Source organism: Micromonospora sp. CPCC 205554, assembly GCF_036902745.1.
In the GTDB taxonomy this organism is placed as follows: Bacteria; Actinomycetota; Actinomycetes; order Mycobacteriales; family Micromonosporaceae; genus Micromonospora; species Micromonospora tulbaghiae.
Genome location: NZ_JBAKHP010000005.1, coordinates 52,544 through 67,659, shown reverse-complemented (window position 1 = coordinate 67,659; position 15,116 = coordinate 52,544). Strand labels below are relative to the sequence as shown.

Below are 15,116 nucleotides of genomic sequence, written 5' to 3'. Positions count from 1 at the left end.
CGGTGGTGTGCGCGTGACCTGCGTTACCTCTCGCCGAGACGGGAATGTGATCACCGAAGGCGTATTTGACTCAGGGTGTGAGTGCCGCACCCTCTCGCGCCCGGCCGCACGCCGACCGGACCGAGACGCCCCAGAAGACCGATGCCGCCCCGACGCCCACCCCGGGCGACCTGATGAGCCGGAGTCAGCGGCTCAAGCTCGTGCTGGTCCTCGGCTCGCTGATCGCGGTGGGTCCGCTGACCATCGACATGTACCTGCCCGCGCTGCCCGCGATCGTCACGGACTTCGCGACCACGTCGGCGGCGGTCCAGCTGACGCTCACCGGCACGCTGGCCGGGCTCGCCGTCGGGCAGTTGCTGATCGGGCCGCTGTCGGACGCGGTCGGGCGACGCCGCCCGCTGATCGCCGGTCTCCTGCTGCACATCCTGGCGTCGGCGCTGTGCGTGGTCGCCCCGAACGTCGCCGTCCTCGGCGTCCTGCGCGTCGTGCAGGGCCTCGGTGTCGCCGCGACCGCCGTGGTCGCGATGGCGGTGGTGCGTGACCTGTTCACCGGGTCGGCGTTCGCCACGATGCTGTCCCGGCTGCTGCTGGTGATGGGCGCGGCACCGGTCCTCGCCCCGACGCTGGGTGGCGGCGTGCTGCGGTGGACCGACTGGCGCGGCGTCTTCGTGGTCCTGGCCGCCTTCGGGGTGCTGCTCGTCGCGCTGGCCACGCTCGCGCTGCCCGAGACGCTCCCACCCGCGCGCCGCCAGCGCGGCGGAGTCGTCGCGACCGTGCTGACGTACGGCGGGCTGCTGCGGGACCGGGTCTTCGTCGGCCTGGTCCTGGTCGCCGGGCTGGCCATGGCCGCGCTTTTCGCGTACGTCGCGGGGTCGTCGTTCGTCCTTCAGGACACCTACGGGCTCGACGAGCAGGAGTTCGGCCTGGCGTTCGGCGCGGGCGCGGTGGGCCTGATCGGTGCCACCCAGTACAACGTGCGGCTGCTGCGCCGCTACCCGTCGCAGTGGATCCTGGTGACCTCGCTGGCGGCGGGCACGGTCGCCGGGCTGGCCCTGGTGGTGTTCGCCGCGACCGGCTTCGGTGGACTGCCCGCCCTGCTCGTGTCGCTGTGGCTGGTGCTGGCGGCGGCGGGCCTGGCCATGCCGAACGCCCCGGCGCTGGCGCTGTCCCGCCACGGCGAGGCGGCCGGCACCGCGTCCGCACTGCTCGGCGCGGTGCAGTTCGGCGTGGGCGCGGTGGCCGCGCCGCTGGTGGGCGTGCTCGGCACCGGCGCGGTGGCGATGGCCCTGGTGGTGGCCGGCGGGATGGTGGCGGCACTGCTGGTGCTGCTGGTCGTCGTCCGGCCGTCCCAGCTCGCCGGCCTGGAGGCGGCACCGGCGGTCGCTGTCGCGCACTGACCCGGCCGCCCGGGTCGCGCCGGGTGCGCGCGGTGCCTACGCTGCTGCCATGACCGCCCCGGCCCGCATCCTGGTCGAGGGCATCCACGGCTCCGGCAAGTCGACCCTCGCCGCGCATCTGGCGCAGCGGTTCGGCCTGCCCTGGCAACCGGTCGACGACCTGCTGTGGGAGCCCGGCTGGGTCGAGGTGCCGGTGGCCGAGCAGCGACGCCGGATCGAGGCGATCTGCCGGCGCGACAGGTGGATCGTCGACGGCGCGTACCACGGCTGGCGGGACGTGGTCCTGGGCCGCGCCGACCTGGTGATCGGCCTGGACTACCCGCCCGGGGTCTCGTTCCGGCGGCTGCTGCGGCGCACGCTGCGGCGCCTGGCCGACGGCGAGCTGATCTGCAACGGCAACCGGGAGACGCTGCGCAGCGTGCTGTCCCGCGACTCGATCCTGGTGTGGCACCTGACCGGGTTCGGCCGGGCGCGGCGGCGGATGCGGGCCTGGGCGGCCGACAGGGCCGGGCCACCGGTGCTGCTGTTCGACCACCCGTCCGCTCTCGACGGCTGGCTGGCGCGCGGAGCGCCGGTGCCACCGCACGCCGGGCCGGACCGGGGCGGCCTGCGGCCGCTGACGTGACTACATCGGGAAGCGGCCCTGGCGCCACTGCCAGTGCCGGCCCGCCCGCATGTGGTCGATCACCGCGCGCTGGAGCGCGGTGCGGCGCGGCAGCCGGTCCAGCGGCGTGTCCAGGGTGCGGAACACGAACCGCAGCACCTCCGTGTCGCCGTCCAGGCCGGGCTGCTCCTGGTAGGGCTCCAGCATGAACCGCCGCTGGAACCGGATGATGTTGGAGTCCTCCGGAAGGTATTCGCGCAACTGCGGATCGAGCAGCCAGGAGCCGCAGGAGAACGCGGTGTAGTGCTCGCCGGGAAAGTGGCGCGGGAAGAACGCGCGGGCACGTTCCAGCGACGAGTCGACCGCCTCCGGGGTCAACGGTCCCGAGTCCGGGATGTGCAGGCCGATCGCGCCGCCGTCGCCGCGCTGGTGCTGGAGCCGGCCCAGCTCGTAGAGGCCACCGCGCACGTGCAGCGTCAGCCAGCTCTGCATGACCGGCCAGCCCTCGCCGTTCATCCGCCGGTCGACGGCGAGGTTGTTGCCCAGGTCGGCGAGCGTCGCCCAGGACACGTCGTCGGGGACGCCGTGGTCGCGGTGGTAGGCGCGCACGGCGTCGACCAGTGCGAGGTACGCGTAGACGTAGAGGTGCCGCCAGGCCGGACCCCGGCCGCGCGGCAGCGCCGGGCCCGGGGTCAGCCAGGCGTAACCGCCGAGGTCGGCGCGGACCAGGGCGGTCGAGCGGTCGAGCAGCCAGCGCAGCTCGGGAGTCCACAGTGGTGAGCCGGGCTCCGGCCAGGCCGCCAGGATCTCGGCGGCGTCGTCGGGGCGTACCCCGAGCCGGTCGAGCAGGGCGGGCGCGTCCGCCCGGGCGGGCAGCGGCGCGGAGGGCCGGTCACCGGCGAGCCGGTGCACCCGGTCGACCTCCTCGGCGGGCACGCCGAGCCGGCCGGCGACGTCATCGACATCCATGGCGGTGACGCTACCGGCCGGCGCCCGCCCCGACAGCCCCGTGCGGTGCTCAGCGCCGTTGCTGGCACGGCACGCAGAAGCGGGCCGAGGGCAGGATCTCCAGGCGCGCGGTCGGGATGTCCTGCCCGCAGCGCTCGCAGACCCCGTACGTGCCCTCGGACATCCGCTTCAGCGCCTGGGCGGTGTCCGCGACGCCCTGCCGGGCGGTCTCGATCAGCCCGCGCAACGTGTCCGGGTCGTGCCCGCCGTGGTCGGGCTGCCGAGTGTGCAGCGTCAGCTCGGTGAGCTGGTCGGTGTACTCGCCGAACTGCCGGTCCAGCAGTTCGCGCAGCGTGTCGGTGCGGTTGAGGGCGTGCGTCATGATCAGGCGCTCCTTTCCGGGCGGCGCTCGGTGTCGTGCGGGTGTCGCAGGGCCGAGATGGCGGCCATGCCGGCGCCGGTCAGCGCGGCGGTACGGGGTGACGCGGCGCGGTGCACCGTCGCGCCGAGCGTGGCGACCAGGCGGGCCGTCACGTCGGGCCGGGTGGCGCCGTCACCGATGACGATCGGGCCACGGGCCAGCGCGGCGCGGACCCGGGGCCGCAGCGCCGCGTCCTGACGCAGCTCGCGTACCAGCCGGGAGGTGGTGTCGGCGAGCATGGCGGCGGTCGTCGCGTGGTTGAGGTCCCGGGTGCCGACGTCGGCCCGACGGGCGGTGACCACCCGGCCGTCCTCCAGCAGCGCCACCTCGGTGAGCTGGGCGCCGATGTCGGCGACCAGCAGGGTGCCGGCGGCGGCGCCCGCGCCGATGGCGCCCGCCCGGACGCTGTCGAGGAACAGCAGCCGGGACGGCGCGAGCACGGCGGAGAGCACGCGGCGCGTCGCCTCCTGCTCGGCGGGCGCGGCCAGCACCGGACGGCAGGCCACGACCAGCGCACCGACCGGGACCGGGGTGCGGTGGTCGCGCAGGATCCGCCGCAGCTCGGAGACGCAGGCCGGACCGTCGACGATCCGGCCGCGCCGGACGACGGGGCTGCGCAGACCGTGGCCGAGCGGGACGCTCAGCGTCCGGCCCGGTCCCAGCCAGATCCGCAGCAGGCTGCTGCCGAGGTCCACGGCGATCGGCGCCGCGTCGGCGGTGACCGGCGGGCGGCTGCTGTGGGAGCGGCCGATCAGCATGCCGGTCCGGGCCGGAGGACGAACGGCGGTGACAGGGTGCGGCATACCGACCTCTTTCGGATCAGGGTGCCCAGCCGGGCGGTGGACGGTGCGGGGGAGGGGCGTGGCCGGGGCCGCGGGCGTCGGATTCACTCGACGACGCCGGCGGCCGGGGGCTCAGACGCGCTTCTGGTCGCCGCTCGCAGATCGGGACGCGACGAGTCCGGCGAACACCGGTGGTGGAGCCGTCGACGTGCGGGTCATGCTCACCACCTCCTCGCTGCTCGGGTACCGCCTCGGACCTCCAGCGTCGCCGGGAACACCGCGCGCGGCAGTGCACGCCACCGGCCAACAAAGGGCGCAATGATTGCCGGTGGCCGGAACCCGGATCCGCCCGTACCCCGTGGCTATGGTTGACACATGGAGAACGCGAGCTCAGCTCGAACGTCCATCGCGTCGCCCTGACGCCGGCCGGCACCGGCGGGCCCTCGGCGACCGCGTCCGAAGGAGGTCCCCGTGATCATCGAACGTACGACCCTCCCCGGCATCGGGGTCCGGCACACGCTGACCACGGAGGAGGGCCGCCGGATCGGCGTGATCGACTACCAGGTGGGCGGCCGGCGCGACGTCGTCCACGACGACCCGGACGACCCGGACCGCATGGTCACGCTCACCCTCACCCGGGACGAGGCGTCGGCCCTGGCCAACCTGCTCGGCTTCCCGGAGCTGGTGGCCGTACCGGCCTGAGCCGCCGGTCCCACCGGCCCCGGCACCTACGCCGGCAGCGGCCGGCGCGGCCAGTCCAGCGCCCGCGCGCCGAGCACGGCGGCGTGCAGCGTGAACCGGTCCCGCGCGTCGGCGGGGTCGTAGCCGCTCAACGCCCGGATCCGGGCCAGCCGGTAGGTGACGGTGCGCACCGACACGTGCAGCCGGCGGGCCGCCTCGGTGGCGACCTCGCCGCAGGCGAAGTACTCGTTCAGCGTGTCCAGCAGCGGCTCGGCGCCGCCGCGAGCCTGGGCCAGCGGGGTCAGCACCGCCCGTACCAGGTCGACCATGGCGGGCTGGTCGCGCAGCAGTACCCGGTAGATCAGCAGGTCGTGCGCGTCGATCACCGATGACTCGCTGTGCAGGCGCCGCGCCGTGGTCAGCGCCTCCCGGGCCTCCTCGTACGAGCGGGCGATGCCGTAGACGCCCGGGTGCGGCCGGCCCACCGCCACCTGCCACGGCCGGCCCCGCACCAGCCGGTCCAGCTCGCCGTGCATCAGCGTGCCCAGGTTGCCGGCCGGGCCGGCGCCGCGGCCCCGGTCGGCGGCCACGGGGTCCGCCGGCGCGATCACCACGAGCAGCCCTTCCTTCGTGGCCACCAGCACGTCCCGGTCTCCGAGCCGGTCGAAGATGACCCGCTCCAGCGCGCTGATCGCCGCCTCCGTGTCCGGCAGCCGGCGGCCCGGCGCGGCGAGCGCGACCTGGTGCACCCGGGCCAGGTCCAGGCCGAAGGGCTCCGCCCGCTCCACCAGCCCGCCCAGGTCGGAGTCGCCGCGCAGCAGGTCGTCGACGAGTTCCCGGCGCAGCGACTCCTCGCGCCGGACCAGTTCCCGGCGGGCGACCGCGTACCCCTCGGCGAGTGTGGCCACGGCGGTGTCGACGACGTGCAGGACGGCGTCGGCGGCGGCGCGGACCGCCTCGCTGTCGTCGGACCGGTCCAGGTGGGGAAGCTGCCGCCAGACGCGCCGCGCCGCGGACAGGTAGAGGCGTACGGCGCGGCCGGCGGAGATCCCCTGTTCGGCCGCGCGCCGGCCCAGCGCGCCGACCGCGTCGAGTTCGGCGCGGCGCGGCCGGCGGCCGGTCACCGCCGCGTCGGTCAGCAGCCGCAGGTAGTCGCCGAGCAGCTCCACCGGCACGTCCCCGGCGTCGGCGCCCGCCTCGCGGGCCACCTCGGCCAGCCACTGCTCGTCCTCGCCGCCCGCGACCGGTGCCGGCCGGCGGACGCTGTCGGTCATCGCGGTCTCCCCGGACGGGACCGGCACCGGACGCCGGCCCACCGCATCAGCCTAGGCGGGCCGTCCGGCGACCGGCCCTCGCGCGCCGCCTGTGTCATGCCCGCGGCGACGGGTCGACCACCAGCGCCGGGCCGGTGCGCCGTCCGCCCCCGGGCCCGCGGGTCAGCAGCTCCGCGGTCCGCGCCGGGTCGTCGCCGACGGCCACCTGATCGAGTACGCGTAGCCGGCGCTGCCCGTGCGCGTCGGTGAAGCCGGTGCCCACGACGGCGATCCGGCGGCCGGTGACCCGGCCGGGCGCGGCGCGTCCGCCCGGCCCCGTCGACCCGATCGCCGGTCCCTCCGGCACCCCGGCGGGTGCGGCGCGGCCCTCGGCGGCGACGACGAGATCCGGCGAACCGCAGCGCACCGCCCGTACCGACCCGGCCCGGTCCACGTCGACGATCGTGGCGCTCAGGTGGCCCGCGGGGGCGAGATCGCGTACCGCCTTCTCGAGCACGTCGACCAGGTGCGGCACCGTGCGGTGCGGTCCGGCGGCGGCCCGGTGGAACGCCTGCTCGATCGCCCGGCGTCCGGCGGGTGTGTCCAGCGCGGCGCCGGTGACCGTGCCGAGCAGCACGCGCAGCCCGCCGCCGCGGACCGGTACGGCGGCGCCGATCTCCCCGGCCGTGCCGCAGATCGCCAGCGCGGCGCTCCCGGGACCGGCCGGCACGGTGAACACCGCGACGTCCGGCGGCGCGGCGGCGCGCGCCACGGCGGCGGTCCGCGTCCGGCGGCGGGCCCAGGCCAGGACCGGCACCGCGGCCAGGCCGGCCGCCGAGGCGAGCAGCGCCTGTGGGTCGCTGCGGTGGCCGGGGATCACCGGTACGACGACGGACAGCGCGACCAGCACGCCCGCCCAGGCCGACACCAGCGCCGCCACCCGGGGCCGGGCCGAGACGCCGAGCAGCCCGGGCAGCACCACCCAGCCGAGCGGCGTGCTGACCTCGGCGATGCCCATCAGCATCGCGTTCCCGGTGGTGCCCGCCAGGGCGGCTCGCATCGGCAGCACGCCGTCCACCCTATCGGGGCGCCCGCCGGACCCCACCGCACGTACCGGGCGGAGTGAACCTCACTCCTTACCCGAAACAGAGCGGAGCCGACACGACACGTTCGCGTGATTCTCTCGACATACCGTCTCGCCACCTCGCCGGTTAGGGTTGACGTACCGCAGGTCGATCTTGAGGAGTGTGTGTGCTGGTTCTGGTGGCGGTCCATGCGTTCGCAGCCTTGACCGCCCCCGTGCTGGTACGCCTCCTCGGCAGGCGGGCTCTCTACCTCCTGGCGGCCGTCCCGGCGGCGGCGCTGATCTGGGCGGTGACCCGTACCGAGCCGGTCCGCGCGGGCCGGCCCGTCGTCGAGACCGTCACCTGGGTGCCGCAGCTGGGTCTGGAACTCGCGCTGCGCATGGGCACGCTGTCCTGGCTGCTGGTGCTGCTCGTCGGCGGGGTCGGCGCCCTCGTGCTGGCCTACAGCGCGCGCTACTTCCGCTCCGACGATCCCGGCCTCGGCCGGTTCGCCGCGGTGTTCGTCGCGTTCGCCGGCGCGATGCTCGGCCTGGTCGTCTCCGACGACCTGCTGCTGCTGTACGTGTTCTGGGAACTCACCACCGTCTTCTCCTACCTGCTGATCGGCAGCGACCCGACCAAGCGGGCCAGCCGCCGCGCGGCGATGCAGGCCCTGCTGGTGACCACACTGGGCGGCCTGGCGATGCTCGCCGGGTTCGTCATGCTCGGCCAGCACGCCGGCTCCTACCGGTGGTCGGAGATCGCCGGGAATCTGCCCGAGGGCGGCTACCTCACCGTCGCGCTGGTCCTCGTCCTGCTCGGCGTGACCAGCAAGTCCGCGATCTTCCCGTTCAGCTTCTGGCTCCCGCGCGCGATGGCCGCGCCCACGCCGGTCAGCGCGTACCTGCACGCCGCGGCCATGGTGAAAGCGGGCGTGTTCCTGGCCGCGCTGATGGGCCCCGCGGTGGGCCAGGCCACCGTGTGGCGCGGCGTCCTGCTGGCCGGCGGCCTGATCACCCTGTTCCTCGGCGGCTGGACGGCGCTGCGGCAGGTCGACCTGAAGCTGCTGCTGGCGTACGGCACGGTGAGCCAGCTCGGCCTGCTCATGGTGATCCTCGGCGCGGGCACCCGCGACACCGCGCTGGCCGGCGCCGCGATGCTGCTGGCGCACGCCCTGTTCAAAGCCACACTGTTCCTCGTCGTCGGCGTCGTCGACCATGTCACCGGCACCCGCGACCTGCGGGAGCTCAGCGGCCTGGGCCGCCGCGCGCCGGTGCTCGCGGCGGTCGCCGGACTCGCGGCCGCCTCCATGGCGGGCCTGCCGCCGCTGATCGGCTTCGTGGCCAAGGAGGCCGCGCTCGAGGCGTTCCTGCACGGCGGCACCACCGAACTGCTGGTGCTCGCCGGAGTGGTGACCGGCTCGGCGCTGACCGTCGCGTACACCGCGCGCTTCCTCTGGGGCGCGTTCGCCGCCAAGCCCGGCGTGGCCGAGACCCGGCCGCACCGGATCGAGCCGGCGTTCATCGGCCCGGCGGCGGTGCTCGCCCTCGCCGGCCTCGCGGTCGGCGTCCTCGCCCCGGCGGTGGACCGGGTGCTGGCCCCGTACGCCGATCAGTTCCCGACCGCCGACCCGGGCTACCACCTGGCCCTCTGGCACGGCCTGACCCCGGCGCTCGGCCTGTCGGCGCTCGCGGTGGCCGCCGGTCTCGGGCTGTTCCTGCTGCTGCACCGGCGCCGGCCGTACCTGCCGCGGCTGCCCTTCGACGGCGCCACCGGCTACGACCGGATCGCCGGCGCCGTCGACCGCGCGGCGGTGGAGTTGACCGGCGCCACCCAGCGCGGCTCGCTGCCGTTCTACCTCGGCGTCATCCTGCTGGTCCTGGTGGTGCTGCCCGGCGGCGCGGTGCTCGCCGGCGCGCCCTGGGCCCGGCGGTTCCAGCTCTGGGACACCCCGTTGCAGGCGGTGGCCGGCGCGGTCATCGTCGTCGCGGCGCTGGTGGCCGCGCGCGCCCGCCGCCGGCTGACCGCGATGATCCTGGTCGGCGTGACCGGCTACGGCACGGCGCTGATGTTCATCCTGCACGGCGCGCCCGACCTGGCGCTCACCCAGTTCCTGGTGGAGACCGTCACGATCGTGATGTTCGTGCTGGTGCTGCGCCGGCTGCCGCGCCGGTTCTCGGCCCGCCCGATCCGCGCCACCCGGCAGTTCCGCGTCGCGCTCGGCGTCGCCGTCGGCGTGGTCACCGCCGGAATGGCGTACGTGGCGGCGGGCAGCCGGACCGCGACGCCGGTCTCGGTCGGCTTTCCGGACGAGGCCGTCTCCTACGGCGGCGGCAAGAACGTCGTGAACGTGACGCTCGTCGACATCCGGGCCTGGGACACGATGGGCGAGATCGCCGTGCTGGTGGTGGCCGCCACCGGCGTGGCCAGCCTGATCTTCCGCCGCTCCCGCGCGCTGGACCTGCGCAGCGGCATCCCCGGCGTCGGCCGGCAGCAGTCGTCGCGCCCGCGCTGGCTGACCAGCGGCGCGACCTCCCGGCAGCAGTCGGTCATCCTCCAGGTGGTCACCCGGCTGCTCTTCCACGCCATCCTGCTGTTCTCGATCTACCTGCTCTTCTCCGGCCACAACGCCCCCGGTGGCGGGTTCGCCGCCGGTCTGGTCGCCGGGCTGGGGCTCGCCGTGCGGTACCTGGCGGGCGGGCGTACCGAACTCAACGGCGCCGCGCCCGTGGACGCGGGCCTGGTGCTCGGCGCCGGGCTGTTCGTCGCGGTCGGCACCGGTGTGGCCGCGATGCTGCTGGGCGGCGAGTTCCTCCAGAGCGCGACGCTCGACTTCCACCTGCCGCTGCTGGGCCACGTGCACTTCGTGACGTCGGTCTTCTTCGACGTCGGCGTCTACCTCATCGTGGTCGGCCTCGTCCTGGACATCCTGCGCAGCCTGGGCGCCGAGATGGACCGCCAGGAGGAGGTCGACGAACAGGAGACCGAACCGGCCGGCGTACGGGAAGAGGAGCTGGTATGAGCCCGAACATCCCCAACCTGGTCTATGTCGTGGTCATCGGCGTCCTGTTCGCCACCGGTGTCACCCTGCTGCTGGAACGCAGCCTCACCCGCGTCCTGATGGGGGTCATCCTGCTCGGCAACGGCGCGAACCTGCTGCTGCTCACCGGCGGCCGGGCCGGTGGCCCGCCGATCGTCGGCACCTCCGCCCAGGAGGACATGTCCGACCCGCTGCCGCAGGCGATGGTGCTGACCGCGATCGTGATCACGCTCGGCATGACCGCGTTCCTGCTCGCGCTGGCCTACCGGAGCTGGCACCTCAACGGGCACGACGAGGTGCAGGACGACGTCGAGGACCGCCGGATCATGGAGCTGGCCGACCGGGACGAGGGCCCGGGCACCTCGGACGCCGTCGACGCCGCCGACGGCAGCCCCGAGGCCCGGGTGCTCGCCGCCGGTGAGGCGGAGGCCGTCCGATGACCTGGCTCGTCCCGCTGCCGGTGGTGATGCCGCTGCTCGGCGCCGCCCTCACCCTGCTGCTCGCCCGCCGGGCCCGCGCCCAGCGGTGGGTCAGCATCATCGTGCTCACCGCCACCGTCGCGGTGGCCGCGATGCTCCTGGTCCGCTCCTCGCTGGACGGCCCGCTCGTGGTGGAGGTGGGCGGCTGGGTGGCGCCGATGGGCATCGTGCTCGTCGCCGACCAGCTCGCCGCGCTGATGCTCGTGGTGTCCGCCTCGGTCACCCTCTGCGTGCTCGTGTACTCCATCGGGCAGGGCATGGCCGACGGCAACGAGGAGACGCCGCTGTCGGTCTACCACCCGACCTACCTGGTGCTGACCGCCGGCGTCTGCAACGCCTTCCTCTCCGGCGACCTGTTCAACCTCTACGTCGGGTTCGAGATCCTGCTGGTGGCGAGCTACGTGCTGCTGACGCTCGGCAGCACCGAGACGCGGATCCGGGCCGGCACCACGTACGTCGTGGTCAGCCTGCTCTCGTCGCTGATCTTCCTGGTGGCGATCGGCCTGGTCTACTCCGCCACCGGCACGCTGAACCTGGCGCAGCTCGCCGACCGCCTGGACGCGCTGCCCGACGACATCCGCCTGGTGCTGCAGGGCATGCTGCTGCTCGCGTTCGGGATCAAGGCGGCGGTTTTCCCGCTGTCGGCGTGGCTGCCGGACAGCTATCCGACCGCGCCCGCACCGGTGACGGCGGTCTTCGCCGGCCTGCTCACCAAGGTCGGCGTGTACGCGATCATCCGCACCGAGACGCTGCTGTTCCCCGGCGGCCGCACCGCCGACCTGCTCATGGTGATAGCGGCGCTGACCATGGTGGTGGGCATCCTCGGCGCGGTGGCCCAGTCGGACATCAAACGGCTGCTGTCCTTCACGCTGGTCAGCCACATCGGGTACATGCTGTTCGGGGTCGGGCTGACCACCCCGCTCGGCCTGTCCGCGGCGATCTTCTACGTGGTGCACCACATCACCATCCAGACCACGCTGTTCCTCGCCGCCGGCCTGGTCGAACGGCGCGGCGGCAGCACCGCGCTGGACCGCCTCGGCGGGCTGGCCCGGCTGTCACCACTGCTCGCCGTGCTGTTCTTCGTGCCCGCGCTGAACCTGGCCGGCATACCACCGTTCTCCGGGTTCCTCGGCAAGCTCGGCCTGGTCCAGGCCGGCGTGGACGACGGCGGGTTCCTGGCCTGGTCGCTCGTCGCAGGGGGACTGCTCACCAGCCTGCTCACGCTGTACGCCATCGCCCGGGTGTGGAACCTCGCCTTCTGGCGGGCCCCGCACGCGGACATGCCGGAACCCGGTGACGCCGACCAGGCGGCCCGCACCGACGGCGCCGAGCAGCCGCACGACGGCCCGGCCCCGGCCGGGGCGGTGCTGCCCCGGCTGATGACGGTGTCCACCGCCGCCCTCGTGGTGCTCGGCCTGGCGCTGACGGTGGTGGCCGGGCCGCTGTTCGACATCAGCACCGACGCCGCCGACGACCTGTTGCGCCGCGCCCCGTACGTCGAGGCCGTGTTCCCGGAGGGACCGCCGTGACCAGTCAGCCGAAAGCGCCACTGACCCGCCGTGACCGCTGGCGCAACCGGGCCGTCGCGGTGACCGGCCTGGTCACCGTCTGGGTGCTGTTGTGGGGCACGTTCAGCTGGGCCAACGTGATCAGCGGACTCGTGGTCGCGGCCGTGCTGCTGGTGGTCTTCCCGCTGCCCCCCGTGACGTTCGCCGGCCGGATCCGGCCGGTGCCGCTGCTGCGGTTCGTGGTCCGCTTCCTGTACGACCTGGTGGTGGCGTCCGCGCAGGTGGCCTGGCTGGCCGTCCGGTCCGAGCACCCGCACTCGGCGATCATCGCGGTGCCGCTGCGGGTGAACACCGACCTCAACCTCACCCTCAACGCCGAGGCCCTGTCGCTGGTGCCGGGCAGCCTGATCCTGGAGGCCGACCGGAGCACCGGCACGCTCTACGTGCACGTCATCGGCATCCGCAGCCTCGACGAGGTGGAGCGCTTCCGGCAGGGCGTGCTGGAGCTGGAGGAGCGCATCGTCGCCGCCGTCGGCTCGGCGGAGGAGCTGAGCCTGATCCGTCGATCCGTACCCACCGGCCCGTCCGGGTCGGTCGACCTGGAAGGAGCACCGACGTGACCGTCATCGCCGTGATCGTCACCGCGCTGCTCGTCGCGGCCGGTGGGCTCACCCTCGTCCGCATCATCCGCGGGCCGTCGATCCTCGACCGGGCCGTCGCCACCGACGTGCTGCTCGCCGTCGCGGTCGCGGCCATCGCCACCGAGGCGGCCTACAGCCGGGACGCCACAGCGCTTCCGGTCCTGGTGGTCCTCGCCCTGGTCGGTTTCGTCGGCTCGGTGAGCGTCGCCCGGTTCGCGTCCCGGAGAAGCTCGAAGTGATGATCGACGCCATCCTGGACACCGTGGCCGGCATCTGCCTGATCGCCGGCGCCCTGCTCTGCCTCGCCGCGGGCATCGCGCTGGTCCGCTTCCCGGACGTGCTGTCGCGGATGCACGCGGCCGCCAAGCCGCAGGTGCTCGGGCTGCTGCTGGTGCTGCTCGGCTGCGCGCTGCGGCTGCGTACCGGGGTGGACATCACCACGCTGGTCCTGGTGGGCCTGTTCCAGCTCGCCACCGCACCGGTCGCGGCGCACATGGTCGGGCGGACCGCGTACCCGCACGACGACATCCGGCGGGACCTGCTGATCACCGACGAGCTGACCGACCACATCGACCGGATCCGCGCGGACCGGGCCGGTGAGCCGGAGGAGACGTCGCCGGTCCGCACGTCCTGAGACTCCTACGAGCGCCGAGGCAGGGAGCCCATGAGCGGCACGGTCTACGAGAACGCCCGCATCCACACGCTCGACCCGGACCGCCCGTACGCCGAGGCGATGCTGGTCCGCGGCGAGCGGATCGTCGCCGTCGGTGACCTCGCCGAGTGCCGGGACCGGGCCGGCGGCGGCGTCCGCCGGGTCGACCTCGGCGGAATGGCCGTGCTGCCCGGGCTGATCGACAGTCACATCCACGCGGCGTCCTACGTGCGCGGGCTGGACCAGGTGGACCTGCGCGGCACGGCGAGCCTCGACGAGGCGCTGACCCGGATCGCGGGGCACGCCGCCACGCTGCCGCCGGACGCCTGGCTGTTCGGCGGCGGGTGGGACAGCAACAAATGGGTGCGGCCGGAGCAGCCGGCCCGCACCGACCTGGACCGGGTCTGCCCGGACCGGCCGGCGGCGCTGCCCAGCATCGACGGCCACACCATCTGGGTGAACACCGCCGCCCTGGCCCGCCTCGGCATCGACGCCGCCACCCCCGACCCGCCCGGCGGGCAGATCGCGCGGGACGAGCGCGGCGAGCCGACCGGCATCCTGCGCGAGGCGGCGGCCGACGCGGCGTACGCGGTGGTGCGCTCCCCGCACGCCGGTGACCTGGTGGCCCAGCTGCGCGCGCACCTGCCCCGGCTGCTCGCCGCCGGCCTGACCGGCATCCACGACCTCGACGGGCAGGACGCCCGCGCCGCCTACAAGACGCTGTACGCCCGGGGCGAGCTGCCGCTGCGGGTGCACAAGACGATCCCCGCCACCGCCCTGGACGAGGCGATCGACGCCGGCTGGGCCACCGGGGACGGGGACCGCTGGCTGAGCACCGGCCCGGTGAAGATCTTCACCGACGGCGCGCTCGGCTCACACACCTGCCTGATGACCGAGCCGTACGACGGCGAGCCCGGCAACCACGGCATCGCCGTCACCCCGGCCGAGGAGTTCGAGCGGCTGGTGGCGACCGCCGCCGGGGCCGGGATCGCGGTGGCGGCGCACGCCATCGGCGACGCGGCGAACCGGATGGTGCTGCGGGCGTACGCGCGCTGGCGCGAGTCGGCGGAGCCCGGCGCGGTGGCGCGGCTGCGGCACCGGATCGAGCACACCCAGCACCTGCTGCCGGACGACGTGCCGCTGCTCGCCCGCTCCGGCGTGATCGCCTCGATGCAGCCCACGCACTGCACCAGCGACATCCCGCTGACCAGCCGGATGCTCGCGGGCCGGGGCCTGGCCTCGTACGCCTGGCGCAGCCTGCTCGACGCCGGGGCCGTTGTGGCGTTCGGGTCGGATGCCCCGGTGGAGGACCCCGATCCGTTCTTCGGCATCCACGCCGCGGTGACCCGCCAGCAGCCCGGCGGCACCCCACCCGGCGGCGTCGACCCGCACGAGCGGCTCGACCTGGACACGGCGTTGCGCTGCTTCACCGAGGCGGGCGCGTACGCCTCGTACGAGGAGCACCTGAAGGGCCGGTTGCGCCCCGGCATGCTCGCCGACTTCATCGTGCTGCCCACCGACCCGTACCGGGTCGACGCGGCGGAACTGCGCGACCTGAGCGTGGCGCTCACTGTGGTCGGTGGCGTGGTCCGCTGGCAGCGCTGACCGTGTCCCGCCCGGACGCCGCTGTCCGGGCGGGACACGGC

At 74.6% G+C, this 15,116-nt stretch carries 15 protein-coding genes; 10 read left to right on the top strand and 5 right to left on the bottom strand.

Going from position 1 to position 15,116, the window contains the following annotated elements; translation table 11 throughout:
- Positions 1 to 173: 173 nt before the first annotated feature.
- Together V6U82_RS09490 and V6U82_RS09485 are read left to right on the top strand one after the other, a co-directional pair.
- The gene (locus tag V6U82_RS09490) at positions 174 to 1,397 is read left to right on the top strand and encodes a multidrug effflux MFS transporter (RefSeq protein WP_334460717.1); all 1,224 of its coding nucleotides are present in this window, start codon (positions 174 to 176) and stop codon (positions 1,395 to 1,397) included.
- 49 nt (positions 1,398 to 1,446) lie between these two features.
- Complete coding sequence (locus tag V6U82_RS09485; RefSeq protein ID WP_334460540.1) at positions 1,447 to 2,022, top strand: adenylate kinase; 576 nt, start codon at positions 1,447 to 1,449, stop codon at positions 2,020 to 2,022.
- Here V6U82_RS09485 and V6U82_RS09480 read toward each other — a convergent pair whose 3' ends face one another.
- From V6U82_RS09480 to V6U82_RS09470, 3 genes are read right to left on the bottom strand one after another with little or no spacing between them, the layout of a single operon-like run.
- The gene (locus tag V6U82_RS09480) at positions 2,023 to 2,970 is read right to left on the bottom strand and encodes an acyltransferase domain-containing protein (RefSeq protein WP_334460539.1); all 948 of its coding nucleotides are present in this window, start codon (positions 2,968 to 2,970) and stop codon (positions 2,023 to 2,025) included.
- Positions 2,971 to 3,019: 49 nt separating this feature from the next.
- Positions 3,020 to 3,331 (bottom strand): TraR/DksA family transcriptional regulator, encoded by a 312-nt coding sequence (locus tag V6U82_RS09475; protein ID WP_334460538.1) that lies wholly within the window; start codon positions 3,329 to 3,331, stop codon positions 3,020 to 3,022.
- A gap of 2 nt (positions 3,332 to 3,333) precedes the next feature.
- Positions 3,334 to 4,173, bottom strand: coding sequence for a rod shape-determining protein (locus V6U82_RS09470; protein WP_334460537.1), 840 nt, complete (start codon positions 4,171 to 4,173; stop codon positions 3,334 to 3,336).
- A 450-nt stretch (positions 4,174 to 4,623) separates the two neighbouring features.
- On the opposite strand from V6U82_RS09470, the gene V6U82_RS09465 reads away from it, so the two are divergent.
- Positions 4,624 to 4,854 (top strand): hypothetical protein, encoded by a 231-nt coding sequence (locus V6U82_RS09465; protein ID WP_013285820.1) that lies wholly within the window; start codon positions 4,624 to 4,626, stop codon positions 4,852 to 4,854.
- 26 nt (positions 4,855 to 4,880) lie between these two features.
- Here the strand turns inward: V6U82_RS09465 and V6U82_RS09460 are convergent, their stop codons facing one another.
- Positions 4,881 to 6,107: a PucR family transcriptional regulator gene (locus V6U82_RS09460; RefSeq protein WP_334460534.1), complete on the bottom strand. Its 1,227-nt coding sequence runs from the start codon at positions 6,105 to 6,107 to the stop codon at positions 4,881 to 4,883.
- A 94-nt stretch (positions 6,108 to 6,201) separates the two neighbouring features.
- Positions 6,202 to 7,146 (bottom strand): hypothetical protein, encoded by a 945-nt coding sequence (locus V6U82_RS09455; RefSeq protein WP_334460715.1) that lies wholly within the window; start codon positions 7,144 to 7,146, stop codon positions 6,202 to 6,204.
- A gap of 191 nt (positions 7,147 to 7,337) precedes the next feature.
- Here V6U82_RS09455 and V6U82_RS09450 point away from each other — a divergent pair, with 191 nt between their 5' ends.
- Genes V6U82_RS09450 through V6U82_RS09420 form a run of 7 tightly spaced genes read left to right on the top strand, consistent with a single transcriptional unit; the run spans position 7,338 to position 15,075 of the window.
- Entirely contained in the window at positions 7,338 to 10,172 is a 2,835-nt protein-coding gene (locus tag V6U82_RS09450) for a Na+/H+ antiporter subunit A (protein WP_128136433.1), read from the top strand.
- On the top strand, positions 10,169 to 10,630 hold the full coding sequence (locus tag V6U82_RS09445; RefSeq protein ID WP_334460533.1) for a Na(+)/H(+) antiporter subunit C: 462 nt from the start codon (positions 10,169 to 10,171) through the stop codon (positions 10,628 to 10,630). Before V6U82_RS09450 ends, V6U82_RS09445 begins: the two co-directional genes overlap by 4 nt.
- Positions 10,627 to 12,198 carry a Na+/H+ antiporter subunit D gene (locus V6U82_RS09440; protein ID WP_013477154.1) on the top strand — a complete coding sequence of 524 codons (1,572 nt, stop codon included), beginning with the start codon at positions 10,627 to 10,629 and terminating at the stop codon, positions 12,196 to 12,198. The genes V6U82_RS09445 and V6U82_RS09440 overlap by 4 nt, the downstream gene beginning before the upstream one ends.
- Positions 12,195 to 12,797: a Na+/H+ antiporter subunit E gene (locus V6U82_RS09435; protein ID WP_334460530.1), complete on the top strand. Its 603-nt coding sequence runs from the start codon at positions 12,195 to 12,197 to the stop codon at positions 12,795 to 12,797. The genes V6U82_RS09440 and V6U82_RS09435 overlap by 4 nt, the downstream gene beginning before the upstream one ends.
- Positions 12,794 to 13,057 (top strand): monovalent cation/H+ antiporter complex subunit F, encoded by a 264-nt coding sequence (locus tag V6U82_RS09430; protein ID WP_091425167.1) that lies wholly within the window; start codon positions 12,794 to 12,796, stop codon positions 13,055 to 13,057. Before V6U82_RS09435 ends, V6U82_RS09430 begins: the two co-directional genes overlap by 4 nt.
- On the top strand, positions 13,054 to 13,452 hold the full coding sequence (mnhG, locus tag V6U82_RS09425; RefSeq protein WP_128136430.1) for a monovalent cation/H(+) antiporter subunit G: 399 nt from the start codon (positions 13,054 to 13,056) through the stop codon (positions 13,450 to 13,452). Before V6U82_RS09430 ends, mnhG begins: the two co-directional genes overlap by 4 nt.
- Positions 13,453 to 13,482: 30 nt before the next feature.
- Positions 13,483 to 15,075, top strand: coding sequence for an amidohydrolase (locus V6U82_RS09420; RefSeq protein WP_334460528.1), 1,593 nt, complete (start codon positions 13,483 to 13,485; stop codon positions 15,073 to 15,075).
- Positions 15,076 to 15,116: the final 41 nt, after the last annotated feature.